Genomic DNA, 15,634 nt, shown 5'->3' with positions numbered 1-15,634 from the left:
CGAGATGGCGAAGAAGGCTCTGATTGCCAAGGCTGCTCGTAAGCCCAAGTTCGGTGTGCGTGGCTACACGCGCTGCCAGCGCTGCGGTCGTCCGCACTCCGTGTACCGCAAGTTCGGCCTGTGCCGCGTCTGCCTTCGTGAGATGGCTCACCGTGGCGAGCTGCCGGGCGTGACCAAGAGCTCCTGGTAGTCCCTGTAATTCAGGGATCCAGGACTCTCGGTAAGCAAAGGGCTCTGTCAGGTGCCCACCTCTCCATGGCTTAGGCTAGGAGGGTTGGGCGCCTGACGCCCGTACGACTTACTACGCCGTAGGTCCCCGCACCGCACCCGTCCCGCCCATGAGTGGGGAGAGGGATGGCGCATACAGGAAACCCCGGCGAGAGAGGCCGAAGGCCAATTCATGACCATGACTGATCCGATCGCAGACATGCTTACGCGTCTGCGTAACGCGAACTCGGCGTACCACGACACCGTGGGTATGCCGCACAGCAAGATCAAGTCGCACATCGCGGAGATCCTCCAGCAGGAGGGCTTCATCACGGGCTGGAAGGTCGAGGACGCCGAGGTCGGCAAGAACCTCGTTCTCGAGCTGAAGTTCGGCCCGAACCGTGAGCGCTCCATCGCGGGCATCAAGCGGATCTCCAAGCCCGGTCTCCGGGTTTACGCGAAGTCCACCAACCTGCCGAAGGTGCTGGGCGGCCTGGGCGTGGCGATCATCTCCACGTCGCACGGGCTCCTCACCGACAAGCAGGCCGGCAAGAAGGGCGTAGGCGGAGAAGTTCTCGCCTACGTCTGGTAACGGAAGGGAACGGAGGAAACAGCTATGTCGCGTATTGGCAAGCTCCCCATCACGGTTCCCGCCGGCGTGGACGTCACCATCGACGGCCGTACGGTTGCGGTGAAGGGTCCCAAGGGCACCCTCTCTCACACCATTGCGGCGCCGATCGAGATCGCTAAGGGCGAGGACGGCGTTCTGAACGTCACCCGCCCGAACGACGAGCGTCAGAACAAGGCCCTCCACGGCCTGTCCCGCACGCTGGTGGCGAACATGATCACCGGCGTGACCGAGGGTTACGTGAAGAAGCTCGAGATCAGCGGTGTCGGTTACCGCGTCCTGGCGAAGGGCTCCAACCTGGAGTTCTCGCTCGGCTACAGCCACTCGATCACCGTCGAGGCCCCCGAGGGCATCACCTTCAAGGTTGAGGCCCCCACCCGTTTCTCGGTCGAGGGCATCGACAAGCAGAAGGTCGGCGAGGTTGCGGCCAACATCCGCAAGCTGCGCAAGCCCGACCCGTACAAGGCCAAGGGCGTCAAGTACGAAGGCGAAGTCATCCGCCGCAAGGTCGGAAAGGCGGGTAAGTAAGCCATGGCATACGGTGTCAAGATTGCTAAGGGCGACGCTTACAAGCGTGCTGCCATCAAGCGTCGTCACATCCGGATCCGTAAGCACATCTCGGGTACGGCTGAGCGTCCGCGCCTGGTCGTGACGCGCTCCAACCGCCACATCGTGGCCCAGGTCATCGACGACGTTAAGGGTCACACCCTCGCGTCGGCGTCGACCCTGGACACGACGATCCGCGGCGGCGAGAGCGACAAGTCGGCTCAGGCCAAGTCGGTCGGCGCCCTTGTCGCCGAGCGCGCCAAGGCCGCCGGTGTCGAGGCTGTCGTATTCGACCGTGGTGGAAACCAGTACGCCGGGCGCATTGCCGCCCTGGCGGACGCCGCCCGCGAAGCCGGACTCAAGTTCTGAGTCGGTTCCGTAGCTAGCGGAAACAGAGAGAGGTAATTCCAATGGCTGGACCCCAGCGCCGCGGTGGCGGTGCCGGTGGCGGCGAGCGGCGGGACCGGAAGGGCCGTGACGGCGGCGCAGCTGCTGCCGAGAAGACCGCGTACGTTGAGCGCGTTGTCGCGATCAACCGCGTCGCCAAGGTTGTGAAGGGTGGTCGTCGCTTCAGCTTCACCGCGCTGGTCGTGGTGGGCGATGGTGACGGCACCGTCGGTGTCGGTTACGGCAAGGCCAAGGAGGTGCCGGCCGCGATCGCCAAGGGTGTTGAAGAGGCCAAGAAGCACTTCTTCAAGGTCCCCCGTATCCAGGGCACCATCCCGCACCCGATCACGGGCGAGAAGGCCGCGGGCGTCGTCCTGCTCAAGCCTGCTTCCCCCGGTACCGGCGTTATCGCCGGTGGCCCGGTGCGTGCTGTCCTGGAGTGCGCCGGCGTTCACGACATCCTGTCGAAGTCGCTCGGTTCTTCCAACGCGATCAACATCGTGCACGCGACCGTGGCGGCCCTCAAGGGCCTGCAGCGTCCCGAGGAGATCGCGGCTCGCCGTGGTCTGCCCCTCGAGGACGTCGCCCCCGCGGCTCTCCTTCGTGCACGTGCCGGGGCGGGTGCGTAATGGCTCGCCTCAAGGTCACGCAGACGAAGTCGTACATCGGCAGCAAGCAGAACCACCGTGACACCCTGCGCTCCCTTGGTCTCAAGGGCATCAACACGCAGGTCGTCAAGGAGGACCGCCCCGAGTTCCGCGGAATGGTTCACACCGTCCGCCACCTCGTGACGGTCGAGGAGGTCGACTGATCATGGCGGAAAACAACCCGCTCAAGATCCACAACCTCCGTCCCGCCCCGGGCGCCAAGACCGCCAAGACCCGTGTTGGTCGTGGTGAGGCGTCGAAGGGTAAGACGGCTGGTCGTGGTACCAAGGGCACGAAGGCCCGCTACCAGGTTCCGGAGCGCTTCGAGGGTGGCCAGATGCCCCTCCACATGCGTCTTCCGAAGCTGAAGGGCTTCCGTAACCCGTTCAAGACCGAGTTCCAGGTCGTGAACCTCGACAAGCTGGGCGCGCTGTACCCGGAGGGTGGCGAGGTCACCGTCGAGGGTCTCGTCGCCAAGGGTGCCGTTCGCAAGAACAGCCTCGTCAAGGTCCTCGGCCAGGGCGAGATCTCCGTGGCGCTGCAGGTGACGGTCGACGCCGTCTCCGGCTCCGCCAAGGAGAAGATCACCGCCGCCGGCGGTACCGTCACCGAGCTCGTCTGATTTCAGCAGGCGTCTCGATGACCTGAGCGATCCCGACCGGGGATGCCCCACAAAAGGGGCATCCCCGGTTGGTCGTTCCTAGGGGGGCAGTGTCGCCGGTAAGGTGGCCTGCACTGTTGATTTTCGTCCGGCGTGCCTCAAGGGAACTCCGGACGGGCTTTGACTGTTGGTTAGCTGTCAGTCATCCGTCGAACCTCAAGACCGTCACCCTCTGACGCAGTAGCGCGGGGGTCGCAGGAGGCACCGTGCTCACCGCGTTCGCCCGGGCGTTCAGGACGCCCGACCTGCGCAAGAAGCTCCTCTTCACGCTCGGCATCATCGTGGTCTACCGGGTCGGTACCCACGTTCCGATCCCCGGCGTGGACTACAAGAATGTCCAGTCGTGCATTGACATGGCCGACACGAACCGCGGGCTTTTCAGCCTGATCAACATGTTCAGTGGCGGCGCGCTGCTGCAGATCACGATCTTCGCGCTCGGCATCATGCCGTACATCACGGCGAGCATCATTCTCCAGCTGCTCACCGTGGTGATCCCGCGACTGGAAGCCCTCAAGAAGGAGGGCTCGGCCGGTACGGCGAAGATCACGCAGTACACGCGTTATCTGACGGTCGCGCTCGCCATCCTGCAGGGCACCGGCCTGGTGGCCACCGCCCGCAGCGGCGCCCTGTTCTCGGGCTGCCCCGTGGCGAACCAGATCGTCCCGGACCAGTCGATCTTCACCACCATCACGATGGTGGTCACGATGACCGCCGGTACCTGCGTCGTCATGTGGCTCGGTGAGCTCATCACCGACCGCGGCATCGGCAACGGCATGTCGATCCTCATGTTCATCTCGATCGCCGCGACCTTCCCGAGCGCGCTGTGGACGGTCAAGATCCAGGGCAAGCTGGCCGACGGCTGGATCGAGTTCGGCACGGTCATCGCCGTGGGTCTGGCCATGGTTGGCCTGGTGGTCTTCGTCGAGCAGGCGCAGCGCCGGATTCCGGTCCAGTACGCGAAGCGCATGATCGGCCGCCGTTCCTACGGTGGTACCTCGACCTACATTCCGCTGAAGGTCAACCAGGCAGGTGTGATTCCTGTCATCTTCGCCTCGTCGCTGCTCTACATTCCGAGCCTGATCGCCCAGTTCTCGAAGAGCGATTCCGGGTGGAAGACGTGGGTCACGGACAACCTGACCAAGGGTGACCACCCGATTTACATCACGATGTACTTCCTTCTGATCGTTTTCTTCGCGTTCTTCTACGTGGCGATCTCGTTCAACCCCGAGGAAGTCGCCGACAACATGAAGAAGTATGGTGGCTTCATCCCGGGCATCCGGGCTGGCCGGCCGACCGCTGAGTACCTCAGTTACGTACTCAACCGGATCACCTGGCCGGGTTCGCTGTATCTGGGGCTGATCGCTCTCGTGCCGACAGTGGCGTTGGTTGGTTTCGGGGCAAACCAGAACTTCCCGTTCGGTGGCACAAGCATCCTGATCATCGTGGGTGTCGGCCTCGAGACGGTGAAGCAGATCGAGAGCCAGCTTCAGCAGCGCAATTACGAAGGGTTCCTCCGCTGATGCGAATCGTCCTCGTCGGGCCGCCCGGTGCCGGGAAGGGAACGCAGGCCGCGTTCCTCGCCAACAATCTGGCGATCCCGCACATCTCAACGGGCGACCTGTTCCGCGCCAACATCTCTCAGCAGACGGAGCTCGGCAAGCTGGCGAAGTCCTACATGGACAAGGGCGAACTGGTACCGGACGAGGTCACCATCGCCATGGCCAAGGACCGCATGGAGCAGCCCGACGCGGAGAACGGCTTCCTGCTCGACGGCTTCCCGCGCAACGTCTCGCAGGCCGAGGCGCTCGACGAGATGCTGAGCACCGAGGGCATGAAGCTGGACGCGGTGCTGGACCTGGAGGTCCCCGAGGACGAGGTGGTCCGCCGTATCGCGGGCCGTCGCATCTGCCGCAACGACTCGGCGCACGTCTTCCACGTGTCGTACAAGGCGCCGAAGCAGGAAGGCGTCTGTGACGTCTGCGGCGGCGAGCTGTACCAGCGTGACGACGACTCCGAGGACACCGTCCGTACGCGGCTGGAGGTCTACCACACGCAGACCGAGCCGATCATCGACTACTACCGGTCCCAGAGCCTGGTCGTCACGATCCCGGCGCTCGGCAAGGTCGAAGAGGTCACGGCGCGCGCGATGGGGGCTCTGGCCCGCGAGGACGCCTAGTCCCTGCGGTCCGTTCCGTGACGCACGCGTGTCGCGGGGGAGCGTGAAGAAGTACGTCGCATCGGCCGCGGCACCCTCTCCGGGTGCCGCGGCCGACGTGCGAGGCAAGGGGTCCAGGACCCCGGGCGGGGTGGGACCAGTCCCCCGTATCGTTGGAGTAGTCCGTCGTTCCGGTCCAGAAAGGCCGCAGCCACCATGGTGCAGATCAAGAGCCCCGAGCAGATCGCCAAGATGCGTGAGGCCGGGCTGGTCGTCGCGGCCATTCATGCGGCCACCCGGGAAGCGGCCGTACCCGGTGCGACGACCCGGGATCTGGACGAGGTCGCGCGCAAGGTGCTCGCCGAGCACGGCGCCAAGTCGAACTTCCTCGGGTACGGCGGTTTCCCCGCGACGATCTGCACCTCGGCCAACGAGGTCGTCGTCCACGGCATCCCGGACGACAAGACCGTCCTGAAGGACGGCGACATCATCTCCATCGACGCCGGCGCGATCGTGGACGGCTGGCACGGCGACGCCGCGTACACCGCGTTCGTGGGCTCCGGCCACGCTCCTGAGCTGATCGAGCTCTCCCGGGTGACCGAGGAGTCGATGTGGGCGGGCATCGCGGCCATGAAGCAGGGCAACCGGCTGGTGGACGTCTCGCGGGCCATCGAGACCTACATCCGCCGCCAGCCGAAGCCGGGCGGCGGCAAGTACGGGATCATCGAGGACTTCGGCGGCCACGGCATCGGCACCGAGATGCACATGGACCCGCACCTGCTGAACTACGTCGAGCGGAAGCGGGGGAAGGGGCCGAAGCTGGTCCCCGGGTTCTGCCTCGCGATCGAGCCGATGGTGTCGCTCGGCACACCGCGGACCGAAACGCTCGAGGACGACTGGACCGTGATCACCACGGACGGGACCTGGTCCTCGCACTGGGAGCACTCGGTGGCGCTGACCGAGGAAGGGCCGCTGGTTCTCACGGCGCCCGACTGCGGCCGGGCGAAGCTCGCCGAGCACGGCGTCACGGCGGCGCCCGACCCCCTCGCGGGCTGAAGCACCGGCGTTGTCCCGACGGGCCGAGCGCGGCCCGGCGCCCTCCCGCGTCGAAGTGTCACCCGCGGAGGCATCCGCAAGATCCTCTAAGATCGATCTTGCGTTCGATTTCTTTTCTCACTTCTCCCCCTCCCGTCACTCCGCCGACCGTACGACCGGTCAGCCCTGCCCCTCGCGCATACCGCGTCGACGGGTGGGGCATCGTCATGAATGGCGGAGGTGGCCGGAGACGAATTCGTCTTTCCGGGAGCCCTGACGTAGACTGACTCGTCGGCTCTCGTGCACCCGCATGTCTGCATGCGCTCGCACGAAGTCGATCAAGGTAGTCGATTCGAAGGGCAAAGCGTGGCCAAGAAGCAAGGTGCCATCGAGATCGAGGGCACTGTCGTTGAGTCTCTTCCGAACGCGATGTTCAAGGTGGAGCTCCAGAACGGCCACCAGGTCCTGGCGCACATCAGCGGCAAGATGCGCATGCACTACATCCGCATCCTCCCTGACGACCGGGTCGTGGTGGAGTTGTCTCCGTACGACCTGACGCGCGGCCGGATCGTCTACCGCTACAAGTAGATCTTGCCTTGCTCCGTGTCCCGGTTCCGGGACACGGGGGGTGGCACTGACCCGGAGAACCTCACCTAATGAAGGTCAAGCCGAGCGTCAAGAAGATCTGCGACAAGTGCAGGGTGATCCGCCGTCACGGTCGGGTCATGGTCATTTGCGAAAACCCGCGCCACAAGCAGCGCCAGGGCTGACGCACGACCGCACCTTCTGCACCCCGCAGATACTTCGCGCGACGCAGTAGTACATGTTCATACGCAGGATCCAGGGCTGAGTCTCATCAGGCCTGACACCCCCGGTCGGAGGCCGGGGACCCGGTTCGTACCGAATGCTCGATCCCTTGGATCAGAGGACGACGGCGGGCGGGATCCGGTTCTGCGGAAGACCTCCGAACGACAACTGGAGCCATTGAATGGCACGCGTTTCCGGTGTTGACATCCCGCGCGAAAAGCGTGTGGAGGTCGCCCTCACCTATGTGTTCGGCATCGGCCGGACGCTTTCCCAGCTGACGCTGGCCGAGACTGGCGTGAACCCCAACACGCGCGTTCGTGACCTCTCCGAGGAGGAGCTGGTCAAGATCCGCGAGTACGTGGACGCCAACATCAAGACCGAGGGTGACCTCCGTCGCGAGATCCAGGGCGACATTCGCCGCAAGATCGAGATCGGCTGCTACCAGGGCATCCGCCACCGTCGTGGCCTGCCCGTGCACGGTCAGCGCACCAGCACGAACGCTCGTACCCGCAAGGGCCCGCGTCGCGCGATCGCCGGCAAGAAGAAGCCGGGCAAGAAGTAGTCCTCAGCGGACAACGCTTCACCAGCGGTCTTCGCTGTAGGACCGACCACCTCCCCGTAGGAGAAATAGATGCCCCCCAAGGGTCGTCAGGGCGCTGCCAAGAAGGTGCGCCGCAAGGAAAAGAAGAACGTCGCTCACGGGCACGCCCACATCAAGAGCACGTTCAACAACACGATCGTCTCGATCACGGACCCCTCGGGCAACGTGATCTCCTGGGCCTCCGCCGGCCACGTCGGCTTCAAGGGCTCGCGCAAGTCCACCCCCTTCGCCGCGCAGATGGCCGCCGAGTCGGCCGCCCGTCGCGCGCAGGAGCACGGCATGCGCAAGGTTGACGTCTTCGTGAAGGGCCCGGGCTCCGGTCGCGAGACCGCGATCCGCTCCCTCCAGGCCACTGGCCTCGAGGTCGGCTCGATCCAGGACGTCACCCCCACCCCGCACAACGGCTGCCGTCCGCCGAAGCGCCGCCGCGTCTGACGCACGGCCGCTCGGTCGTCGTTCCTGACGGCCCTGTGCTGGTTCGAGGTTTCCGGGCGGTACGGCTCCGTAAAAGGGCCGTATCGCCCGTACCCTTGCTGTACCCGGCCTCTCGCGAGGCGCGGTTCCGTCGGGCGTCAAATAGCGGGCGTCCACGAAAAAAAGGATTGATCCACACATGCTGATCGCTCAGCGTCCCTCGTTGACCGAAGAGGTCGTCGACGAATTCCGCTCCCGGTTCGTGATCGAGCCGCTGGAGCCGGGCTTCGGCTACACCCTCGGCAACTCCCTGCGCCGCACCCTCCTCTCGTCGATCCCCGGCGCTGCTGTCACCAGCATCCGCATCGACGGTGTCCTGCACGAGTTCACCACCGTGCCGGGCGTCAAGGAGGACGTCACCGACCTGATCCTCAACATCAAGCAGCTGGTCGTCTCCTCGGAGCACGACGAGCCCGTCGTGATGTACCTGCGCAAGCAGGGCCCGGGTCTGGTCACCGCCGCCGACATCGCGCCCCCGGCCGGTGTCGAGGTCCACAACCCCGACCTCGTCCTCGCCACGCTCAACGGCAAGGGCAAGCTGGAGATGGAGCTGACCGTCGAGCGCGGTCGCGGCTACGTCTCCGCCGTTCAGAACAAGCAGGTCGGTCAGGAGATCGGGCGCATCCCGGTCGACTCGATCTACTCGCCGGTGCTGAAGGTCACGTACAAGGTCGAGGCCACCCGTGTCGAGCAGCGCACCGACTTCGACAAGCTGATCGTCGACGTCGAGACCAAGCAGGCCATGCGTCCCCGTGACGCCATGGCGTCGGCCGGTAAGACCCTGGTCGAGCTGTTCGGTCTGGCCCGCGAGCTCAACATCGACGCCGAGGGCATCGACATGGGCCCGTCCCCCACGGACGCCGCCCTTGCCGCCGATCTCGCGCTGCCGATCGAGGAGCTGGAGCTCACGGTCCGCTCGTACAACTGCCTCAAGCGTGAGGGCATCCACTCCGTGGGTGAGCTCGTCGCCCGCTCCGAGGCCGACCTCCTGGACATCCGCAACTTCGGTGCGAAGTCCATCGACGAGGTCAAGGCGAAGCTGGCCGGCATGGGCCTGGCCCTCAAGGACAGCCCGCCCGGATTCGACCCGACCGCCGCCGCCGACGCCTTCGGCGCCGACGACGACGCGGACGCGGGTTTCGTGGAGACCGAGCAGTACTGATCCGGTACTGGGACGCCTTCCGTCCTCCGGGGTCCTTCGGGACCCCGGATCTTCGACGGGCAATCGCCCGCTCGGACACTGACCTCGGTACCTGATACGGCCGGGGCAGACACCTAGGAGAAACCATGCCGAAGCCCGCCAAGGGTGCCCGTCTGGGCGGCAGCGCCGCGCACGAGAAGCTGCTCCTCGCGAACCTCGCGAAGTCGCTCTTCGAGCACGGCCGCATCACCACCACCGAGGCCAAGGCCCGTCGCCTGCGTCCCTACGCGGAGCGTCTGGTCACCAAGGCGAAGAAGGGTGACCTTCACAACCGCCGTCAGGTGCTCTCGGTGATCACGGACAAGAGCATCGTGCACACGCTCTTCACCGAGATCGGCCCGCGCTACGAGAACCGCCCGGGTGGCTACACCCGTATCACCAAGATCGGTAACCGCCGTGGCGACAACGCGCCCATGGCTGTCATCGAGCTGGTGGAGGCCCTGACCGTGGCCCAGCAGGCCACCGGTGAGGCCGAGGCGGCCACCAAGCGTGCCGTCAAGGAGACCGAGGCTCCGGCCAAGGTCGAGGACACCAAGGTCGAGGACGCCGCTGAGGCTCCCGCCGAGGAGTCGAAGGACGCCTGAGGCACTGCCTTGCTGTGAGCGGGTCCGTCCCTTCGGGGGCGGGCCCGCTTTCGCGTTGCCGGGGAGATGCCCGGTGCTGAGAGGATCTAGGTGTGAGTGACGAAGCGGAGCCCGGGTTCGTACGGGTGCGGTTGGATCTGTCGTACGACGGGAGCGAGTTCTCCGGGTGGGCCAAGCAGGCCGGGGGACGCAGGACCGTGCAGGGCGAGATCGAGGACGCGCTGCGGACGGTGACGCGGACGAAGGACACCACGTACGAGCTGACCGTGGCCGGGCGGACCGACGCCGGGGTGCACGCGCGCGGGCAGGTGGCCCACGTCGACCTCCCCGAGGAGCTGTGGGCCGAGCATCGGGAGAAGCTGCTGAAGCGGCTCGCCGGGCGGCTCGCGAAGGACGTGCGGGTGTGGTCGCTCACCGAGGCGCCGGCCGGGTTCAACGCGCGGTTCTCGGCGATCTGGCGGCGCTACGCCTATCGCGTCACCGACGAACCGGGCGGCGTGGACCCGCTGCTGCGCAGTCATGTCCTGTGGCACGACTGGCCGTTGGACGTCGACGCCATGAACCAGGCGGCCGAACGGCTGCTGGGGGAGCACGACTTCGCCGCCTACTGCAAGAGGCGCGAGGGCGCGACGACCATCCGCACGCTCCAGCAACTGAGCCTGGTGCGGGGGGAGGACGGCGTCATCACCGCCACCGTGCGGGCCGACGCCTTCTGCCACAACATGGTGCGGTCGCTGATCGGGGCCCTGCTGTTCGTGGGGGACGGGCACCGCGGGCCCGACTGGCCGGGCAAGGTGCTCGCCGCCGGCGTCCGGGATTCGGCCGTCCATGTCGTACGGCCGCACGGCCTGACGCTCGAGGAAGTCGGTTACCCCGCGGACGAGTTGCTTGCCGCGCGGAACAAGGAGGCGCGGAACCGGCGGTCGTTGCCGGGTGCGGCCGGATGCGAGACCTGCTAGCGACGGTGCCTGCGGCCGGGACGGTGCTTCGGCTGCCGTGCTGAGACAGCGGCTTGCCGGGAGGCGCTCGACGTTGTGCGTGCCCGGGGCGCGGGCGGTGCGGGGCGGCGGCCGGTGTTCCGGGCCGCCGCCCGGTGCCGCTACTGGTTGGCCGCGGCCGACGCCTGGGCCTCGCCCCGGCGGCGGATCTGACGGAAGGCGAACTCGGCGAGGTCGTCGCCGGTCGTGAACACCTGGGTGTCCTTCGTCGTCACGTCCTTGCCGCCGGTGAAGCCGGCGAGGGTGAAGTAGGCGTAACGGCCGTAGGAGTTGGTCGTCGAACGGCACACGGCCGAGTCGCAGAACGACTTGACGCCATTGCCGGCGAGTGACGCGATGATGCTCTTCTTGTCCGCGTCGGCCTTGGCCTTGGACGCCTTGGCCTCGGTGTCGAACACCGCGACGCCGACCGTCACCGCCACGCCGTCCTTGGAGTAGGTGACCCGCAGGAAGCGGGTGCAGCCGTCCTTCTTGAGGACCGCCGGGAGGGAGCCCTTCGCGGCCGAGGCGCAGTTCTTCGTGTCGGCCGTCGGCCCCTTGCGGTAGACGCGGTCGCCCATGGTGAGCTGCGTACCGGGGAAGAGGATGTCCGGACTCAGCGGTGCCGTGTCCTTCTGCGCGCTGGCTATGAACTGCTTCGGATCCAGCGGCGGCGGAGCCGAGGTCGGCTCGAAGGACGGTGCCGGCGCCGTGGAGCTCGGGATGTCCGCGGTGGCGGGCAGATTGGACGGCTGGTTCGAGGCCTGGTTGTTCCCGTTCGCGTTGACGACGGCCATGGCGACGGCCGCGCCGACTGCGACGGTGGCCAGCGCCCCGCCCACGATGAACAGCACCTTGCGGCGCTTGTTGCGCGTTTCGGAAGCCTCCGCCAGTGCGGCCCAGTCGGGATTCCCGCTGGATCGCTGATTGCCCCACTGGGGCTCCTGCTGAGAACCCGGCTTCCAGGGGTCCCACGGGGGCTGCCCCTGCCCACCCTGCCCATAACTCATGCGCCGCATCTTAGACGGGCGTTGGGGGGTGCCGTTCCGCTCCGCCGGTCACTTGAGCCCCTAGCGTGATCTGAATGTGCACGGGCAAAAGTGACATCTCCGGGTGGTTGGTACGTCGGGCCTCCTGACGCGCGGGGGAGGTGTCGTGCGCGGAGCTGTGCGCGCACGTCGTGGGGGCCGCGCGCGGCACCTCGGACGGTGGGACGGACAACGCGATCGTCGTCCGGGCCGCGCGCACCTGGCCGGACGGCGGCTCGCCTTGTACCGACCGGCACACGGCGGCTTGCCCCTGTACCGGCCGGCGCATCCTCTGTCCGCCGAGCGCGGTGCTCGCCGCGGTGCTCGCCGCGGTGCCGCGGGCGGTGCTCCCGTCATACGCGCCGCGGGTGCTCGTCCCGCCGACGGCGACCGTCCTGCCGGTGGCGGGCGTGGTCGTCGGCGCTGCCCTCGCTCTCAAGCCGTCGCTCGCGCCGGTGGTGCTGCTCTTCGTCCTCGCGCGGCTCTTCGTCCTCGCGCGCCGGCGGCGGGGGCCGGCCGCGGTGGTCCTGGTGCCGGCCGTGGCGTCCGGCGGGGCGGCGCCGCTGATACCGGATCCTGCGGGGTTCGTCACACGGACGCCGCGGCCACTGTCTGCCGGTCGTGGTGCCGCTGCCGCTCGCGGGGCTGCCGTACCCCGGTGCCGCGGCCCGGCGAGCCCTGGTTCCGGCCGGCTCTGGTGCCGCGGCTCCGGCCGGCTCCGGCCGGAGCCGGCCGGAGCCGGGCAGCCGACGTTCCCTCCGGGACTGCCTTACCCTGTCTGTATTGACTGCATCGGTGGCGCTTCGGCACCTCCGTCATCTGCCGCTCGGCGGCCCCGACCACTTGTCGCTCCGCGACAGGGACGACGGGCGACGAGGGTGTGAGCACTCGCGTTTTGACCCTTCCGGGCCACCGCGGGTAAGCTTGCAGTTCGTTATGTGTATTGGCTTGCTCATTCTCACGTGAGGGGCCCTTACACCGGTCCACCGGGGCTGATGACCAGCGACCAGCACGCGGTATGCGTCACCGCAGTGCGGTCAGGGCTGTCGTGATCGTCCGTGGTGGCCATGTCAGGACCCACTCACTGAAGAAGCGAAGGCTACGACCGTGCGTACGTACAGCCCCAAGCCCGGCGACATCACTCGCCAGTGGTACGTCATCGACGCCCAGGATGTCGTCCTGGGCCGTCTGGCGACCACTGCTGCGAACATTCTGCGCGGCAAGCACAAGCCGATCTACGCGCCCCACGTCGACGCTGGTGACTTCGTCATCATCATCAACGCCGACAAGGTGCACCTCTCCGGCAACAAGAAGACCCAGAAGCTGGCGTACCGCCACTCCGGTTACCCGGGTGGTCTGCGCTCCGTCCGTTACGACGAGCTGCTGGCGAAGAACCCCGAGAAGGCCGTCGAGAAGGCCATCAAGGGCATGGTTCCCAAGAACACCCTGGGCCGTCAGGTGCTCTCGAAGCTGAAGGTCTACGCGGGCGAGAACCACCCGCACGCTGCGCAGCAGCCGGTCCCGTTCGAGATCACCCAGGTCGCGCAGTAGTTCCGGCCACCCCCTAAGACATAAAGAAATCTGAGGAGAATCGTGGCCGAGACCACCGTTGAGCAGCCGGTCGAAGAGACTGAGCTCGTCGACATCGAGAGCTACACCACCGAGTCCGAGGTGCCCGTCGAGGGCGAGTACACCTCGGAGTCGCTCGAAGGCCGCTTCGGCGACCCGCAGCCGGCCGCCGGCCTGGGCCGTCGCAAGAACGCCATCGCCCGCGTCCGGATCGTCCCGGGCACCGGAAAGTGGAAGATCAACGGTCGCACCCTTGAGGACTACTTCCCCAACAAGGTGCACCAGCAGGAAGTCAACGAGCCCTTCAAGGTGCTCGAGCTCGACAACCGCTACGACGTCGTCGCCCGCATCTCGGGTGGCGGTGTCTCGGGTCAGGCCGGTGCCCTGCGCCTCGGCGTCGCCCGTGCGCTGAACGAGGCCGACGTGGACAACAACCGCGGCGCCCTCAAGAAGGCCGGCTTCCTCAAGCGCGACGACCGTGCGGTCGAGCGCAAGAAGGCCGGTCTCAAGAAGGCCCGTAAGGCCCCGCAGTACAGCAAGCGTTAATCTTCGCTGCTTGCTTCTGCGCGTCAGTACGCGTAGCTCCGAACGCCCCGGCGGCACGCCACAGTGCCGCCGGGGCGTTCGTTTATCACAGTGGTTGGGCGTATAACGGCACAAGGTGCTCAAAGGCTCATGTGATCGGATGACCTCCGTATTCTTCGGGGGACTTCCGTACTCTGAAGCTTTCTCAGGAGGACAAGTGGGACGACTCTTCGGCACGGACGGCGTGCGCGGTGTCGCCAACGCGGATCTGACGGCCGAGCTTGCGCTCGGGCTCTCCGTGGCAGCGGCACACGTACTCGCCGAGGCGGGCACGTTCGCAGGCCACCGGCCCGTGGCCGTGGTCGGGCGGGATCCGCGCGCGTCCGGGGAGTTCCTGGAGGCCGCCGTGGTCGCCGGCCTCGCCAGTGCCGGCGTGGACGTCCTGCGCGTCGGTGTGCTGCCCACCCCGGCGGTGGCCCACCTCACCGGAGTGCTGGGCGCCGACCTCGGTGTGATGCTCTCGGCCAGCCACAACGCCATGCCGGACAACGGCATCAAGTTCTTCGCCCGCGGCGGGCACAAGCTCGCCGACGAGCTGGAGGACCGGATCGAGGGCGTCTACGAGGAGCACCGCACCGGCGCTCCCTGGGAACGTCCGACCGGCGCCGGCGTCGGCCGGGTGAACTCCTACGACCAGGGCTTCGACCAGTACGTCGCCCACCTCATCGGTGTCCTCCCGAACCGACTCGACGGTCTGAAGGTCGTCCTCGACGAGGCGCACGGCGCGGCCGCCCGTGTCTCGCCCGAGGCCTTCACGCGGGCCGGCGCCGAGATCATCACGATCGGCGCGGCGCCCGACGGGCTCAACATCAACGACGGCTGCGGCTCCACCCACCTGGAGCTCCTGAAGGCCGCCGTCGTCGAGCACGGCGCCGACCTCGGCATCGCGCACGACGGCGACGCCGACCGCTGCCTCGCGGTGGACCACACGGGCGACGAGATCGACGGCGACCAGATCCTGGCCGTCCTCGCGCTGGCGATGCGAGAGCGTTCCGCACTGCGCTCCGGCACCGTTGTCGCGACGGTCATGTCCAACCTGGGCTTCAAGCTCGCCATGGAGCGCGAGGGCCTCGCCCTCGTCCAGACGGCGGTCGGCGACCGCTACGTCCTGGAGGAGATGAAGCGGCACGGCTACGCCCTCGGCGGCGAGCAGTCCGGGCACGTCATCATCCTCGACCACGCCACCACCGGCGACGGCACGCTGACCGGCCTGCTGCTCGCCGCCCGGGTCGCCCAGAGCGGCCGTACGCTCCGGGACCTCGCCTCGGTCATGGAGCGGCTGCCGCAGGTCCTCATCAACGTGCCCGACGTCGACCGGTCGCGAGTGAAGACCTCCGCCGAACTGGCCACCGCGGTGGCCGACGCCGAGCGTGAACTCGGCACCACCGGACGGGTGCTGCTGCGCCCCTCCGGCACCGAGCCGCTCGTCCGCGTGATGGTCGAGGCCGCCGACATCGACCACGCCCGGTCGGTGGCCGCACGTCTGGCCGACGCCGTGAAGTCGGCGCTGGGCTAGTTCCCGCTGCCTGAATCCGTGAGGCC

At 67.2% G+C, this 15,634-nt stretch carries 21 protein-coding genes; 20 read left to right on the top strand and 1 reads right to left on the bottom strand.

Going from position 1 to position 15,634, the window contains the following annotated elements:
* Positions 1–4: 4 nt before the first annotated feature.
* The 17 genes from OOK38_RS09790 to truA all read left to right on the top strand — a co-directional run bounded on the left by OOK38_RS09790 (position 5) and on the right by truA (position 10,892).
* A complete protein-coding gene (locus OOK38_RS09790) occupies positions 5–190 on the top strand; it encodes a type Z 30S ribosomal protein S14 (RefSeq protein WP_003948630.1) in 186 nt (61 codons plus the stop codon).
* A gap of 210 nt (positions 191–400) precedes the next feature.
* Entirely contained in the window at positions 401–799 is a 399-nt protein-coding gene (gene rpsH / locus OOK38_RS09785; RefSeq protein WP_010986352.1) for a 30S ribosomal protein S8, read from the top strand.
* Between the two features lie 24 nt (positions 800–823).
* Positions 824–1,363: a 50S ribosomal protein L6 gene (rplF, locus tag OOK38_RS09780; RefSeq protein ID WP_266761757.1), complete on the top strand. Its 540-nt coding sequence runs from the start codon at positions 824–826 to the stop codon at positions 1,361–1,363.
* Positions 1,364–1,366: 3 nt separating this feature from the next.
* Entirely contained in the window at positions 1,367–1,750 is a 384-nt protein-coding gene (rplR, locus tag OOK38_RS09775) for a 50S ribosomal protein L18 (protein WP_010986354.1), read from the top strand.
* Positions 1,751–1,791: 41 nt separating this feature from the next.
* Positions 1,792–2,397 carry a 30S ribosomal protein S5 gene (rpsE, locus tag OOK38_RS09770; RefSeq protein ID WP_037694140.1) on the top strand — a complete coding sequence of 202 codons (606 nt, stop codon included), beginning with the start codon at positions 1,792–1,794 and terminating at the stop codon, positions 2,395–2,397.
* The gene (gene rpmD, locus OOK38_RS09765; RefSeq protein ID WP_055553514.1) at positions 2,397–2,579 is read left to right on the top strand and encodes a 50S ribosomal protein L30; all 183 of its coding nucleotides are present in this window, start codon (positions 2,397–2,399) and stop codon (positions 2,577–2,579) included. The genes rpsE and rpmD overlap by 1 nt, the downstream gene beginning before the upstream one ends.
* Before the next feature lie 2 nt (positions 2,580–2,581).
* Positions 2,582–3,037: a 50S ribosomal protein L15 gene (rplO, locus tag OOK38_RS09760; protein ID WP_189190330.1), complete on the top strand. Its 456-nt coding sequence runs from the start codon at positions 2,582–2,584 to the stop codon at positions 3,035–3,037.
* Between the two features lie 245 nt (positions 3,038–3,282).
* The gene (gene secY / locus OOK38_RS09755) at positions 3,283–4,596 is read left to right on the top strand and encodes a preprotein translocase subunit SecY (protein WP_266761761.1); all 1,314 of its coding nucleotides are present in this window, start codon (positions 3,283–3,285) and stop codon (positions 4,594–4,596) included.
* Entirely contained in the window at positions 4,596–5,252 is a 657-nt protein-coding gene (locus tag OOK38_RS09750; protein WP_266761763.1) for an adenylate kinase, read from the top strand. Before secY ends, OOK38_RS09750 begins: the two co-directional genes overlap by 1 nt.
* Before the next feature lie 195 nt (positions 5,253–5,447).
* On the top strand, positions 5,448–6,287 hold the full coding sequence (gene map / locus OOK38_RS09745) for a type I methionyl aminopeptidase (protein WP_266761765.1): 840 nt from the start codon (positions 5,448–5,450) through the stop codon (positions 6,285–6,287).
* Between the two features lie 345 nt (positions 6,288–6,632).
* Positions 6,633–6,854: a translation initiation factor IF-1 gene (gene infA, locus OOK38_RS09740; RefSeq protein ID WP_003948620.1), complete on the top strand. Its 222-nt coding sequence runs from the start codon at positions 6,633–6,635 to the stop codon at positions 6,852–6,854.
* Between the two features lie 68 nt (positions 6,855–6,922).
* On the top strand, positions 6,923–7,036 hold the full coding sequence (rpmJ, locus tag OOK38_RS09735; RefSeq protein WP_003998809.1) for a 50S ribosomal protein L36: 114 nt from the start codon (positions 6,923–6,925) through the stop codon (positions 7,034–7,036).
* A gap of 218 nt (positions 7,037–7,254) precedes the next feature.
* Positions 7,255–7,635 (top strand): 30S ribosomal protein S13, encoded by a 381-nt coding sequence (gene rpsM, locus OOK38_RS09730; protein WP_081218901.1) that lies wholly within the window; start codon positions 7,255–7,257, stop codon positions 7,633–7,635.
* Positions 7,636–7,704: 69 nt separating this feature from the next.
* Positions 7,705–8,109 (top strand): 30S ribosomal protein S11, encoded by a 405-nt coding sequence (gene rpsK / locus OOK38_RS09725; protein WP_003956432.1) that lies wholly within the window; start codon positions 7,705–7,707, stop codon positions 8,107–8,109.
* 178 nt (positions 8,110–8,287) lie between these two features.
* Positions 8,288–9,310, top strand: coding sequence for a DNA-directed RNA polymerase subunit alpha (locus OOK38_RS09720; protein WP_003966937.1), 1,023 nt, complete (start codon positions 8,288–8,290; stop codon positions 9,308–9,310).
* Positions 9,311–9,435: 125 nt separating this feature from the next.
* Positions 9,436–9,933, top strand: coding sequence for a 50S ribosomal protein L17 (rplQ, locus tag OOK38_RS09715; RefSeq protein ID WP_266761767.1), 498 nt, complete (start codon positions 9,436–9,438; stop codon positions 9,931–9,933).
* Positions 9,934–10,025: 92 nt separating this feature from the next.
* Positions 10,026–10,892 (top strand): tRNA pseudouridine(38-40) synthase TruA, encoded by an 867-nt coding sequence (gene truA, locus OOK38_RS09710; protein ID WP_266848358.1) that lies wholly within the window; start codon positions 10,026–10,028, stop codon positions 10,890–10,892.
* A 140-nt stretch (positions 10,893–11,032) separates the two neighbouring features.
* On the opposite strand, the gene OOK38_RS09705 is transcribed toward truA, so the two are convergent.
* The gene (locus OOK38_RS09705; RefSeq protein ID WP_266761771.1) at positions 11,033–11,920 is read right to left on the bottom strand and encodes a hypothetical protein; all 888 of its coding nucleotides are present in this window, start codon (positions 11,918–11,920) and stop codon (positions 11,033–11,035) included.
* A 1,125-nt stretch (positions 11,921–13,045) separates the two neighbouring features.
* On the opposite strand from OOK38_RS09705, the gene rplM reads away from it, so the two are divergent.
* The 3 genes from rplM to glmM all read left to right on the top strand — a co-directional run bounded on the left by rplM (position 13,046) and on the right by glmM (position 15,608).
* Positions 13,046–13,489, top strand: coding sequence for a 50S ribosomal protein L13 (rplM, locus tag OOK38_RS09700; RefSeq protein WP_168529673.1), 444 nt, complete (start codon positions 13,046–13,048; stop codon positions 13,487–13,489).
* Between the two features lie 42 nt (positions 13,490–13,531).
* Positions 13,532–14,053, top strand: coding sequence for a 30S ribosomal protein S9 (gene rpsI, locus OOK38_RS09695; RefSeq protein WP_261705341.1), 522 nt, complete (start codon positions 13,532–13,534; stop codon positions 14,051–14,053).
* A gap of 196 nt (positions 14,054–14,249) precedes the next feature.
* The gene (gene glmM, locus OOK38_RS09690; RefSeq protein WP_266761774.1) at positions 14,250–15,608 is read left to right on the top strand and encodes a phosphoglucosamine mutase; all 1,359 of its coding nucleotides are present in this window, start codon (positions 14,250–14,252) and stop codon (positions 15,606–15,608) included.
* Positions 15,609–15,634: the final 26 nt, after the last annotated feature.

It is taken from the genome of Streptomyces sp. NBC_00568 (assembly GCF_026341855.1).
Lineage (GTDB): Bacteria > Actinomycetota > Actinomycetes > Streptomycetales > Streptomycetaceae > Streptomyces.
Note: the sequence above shows the minus strand (reverse complement) of the source record. Positions and strands in the feature narration are given on the sequence as shown.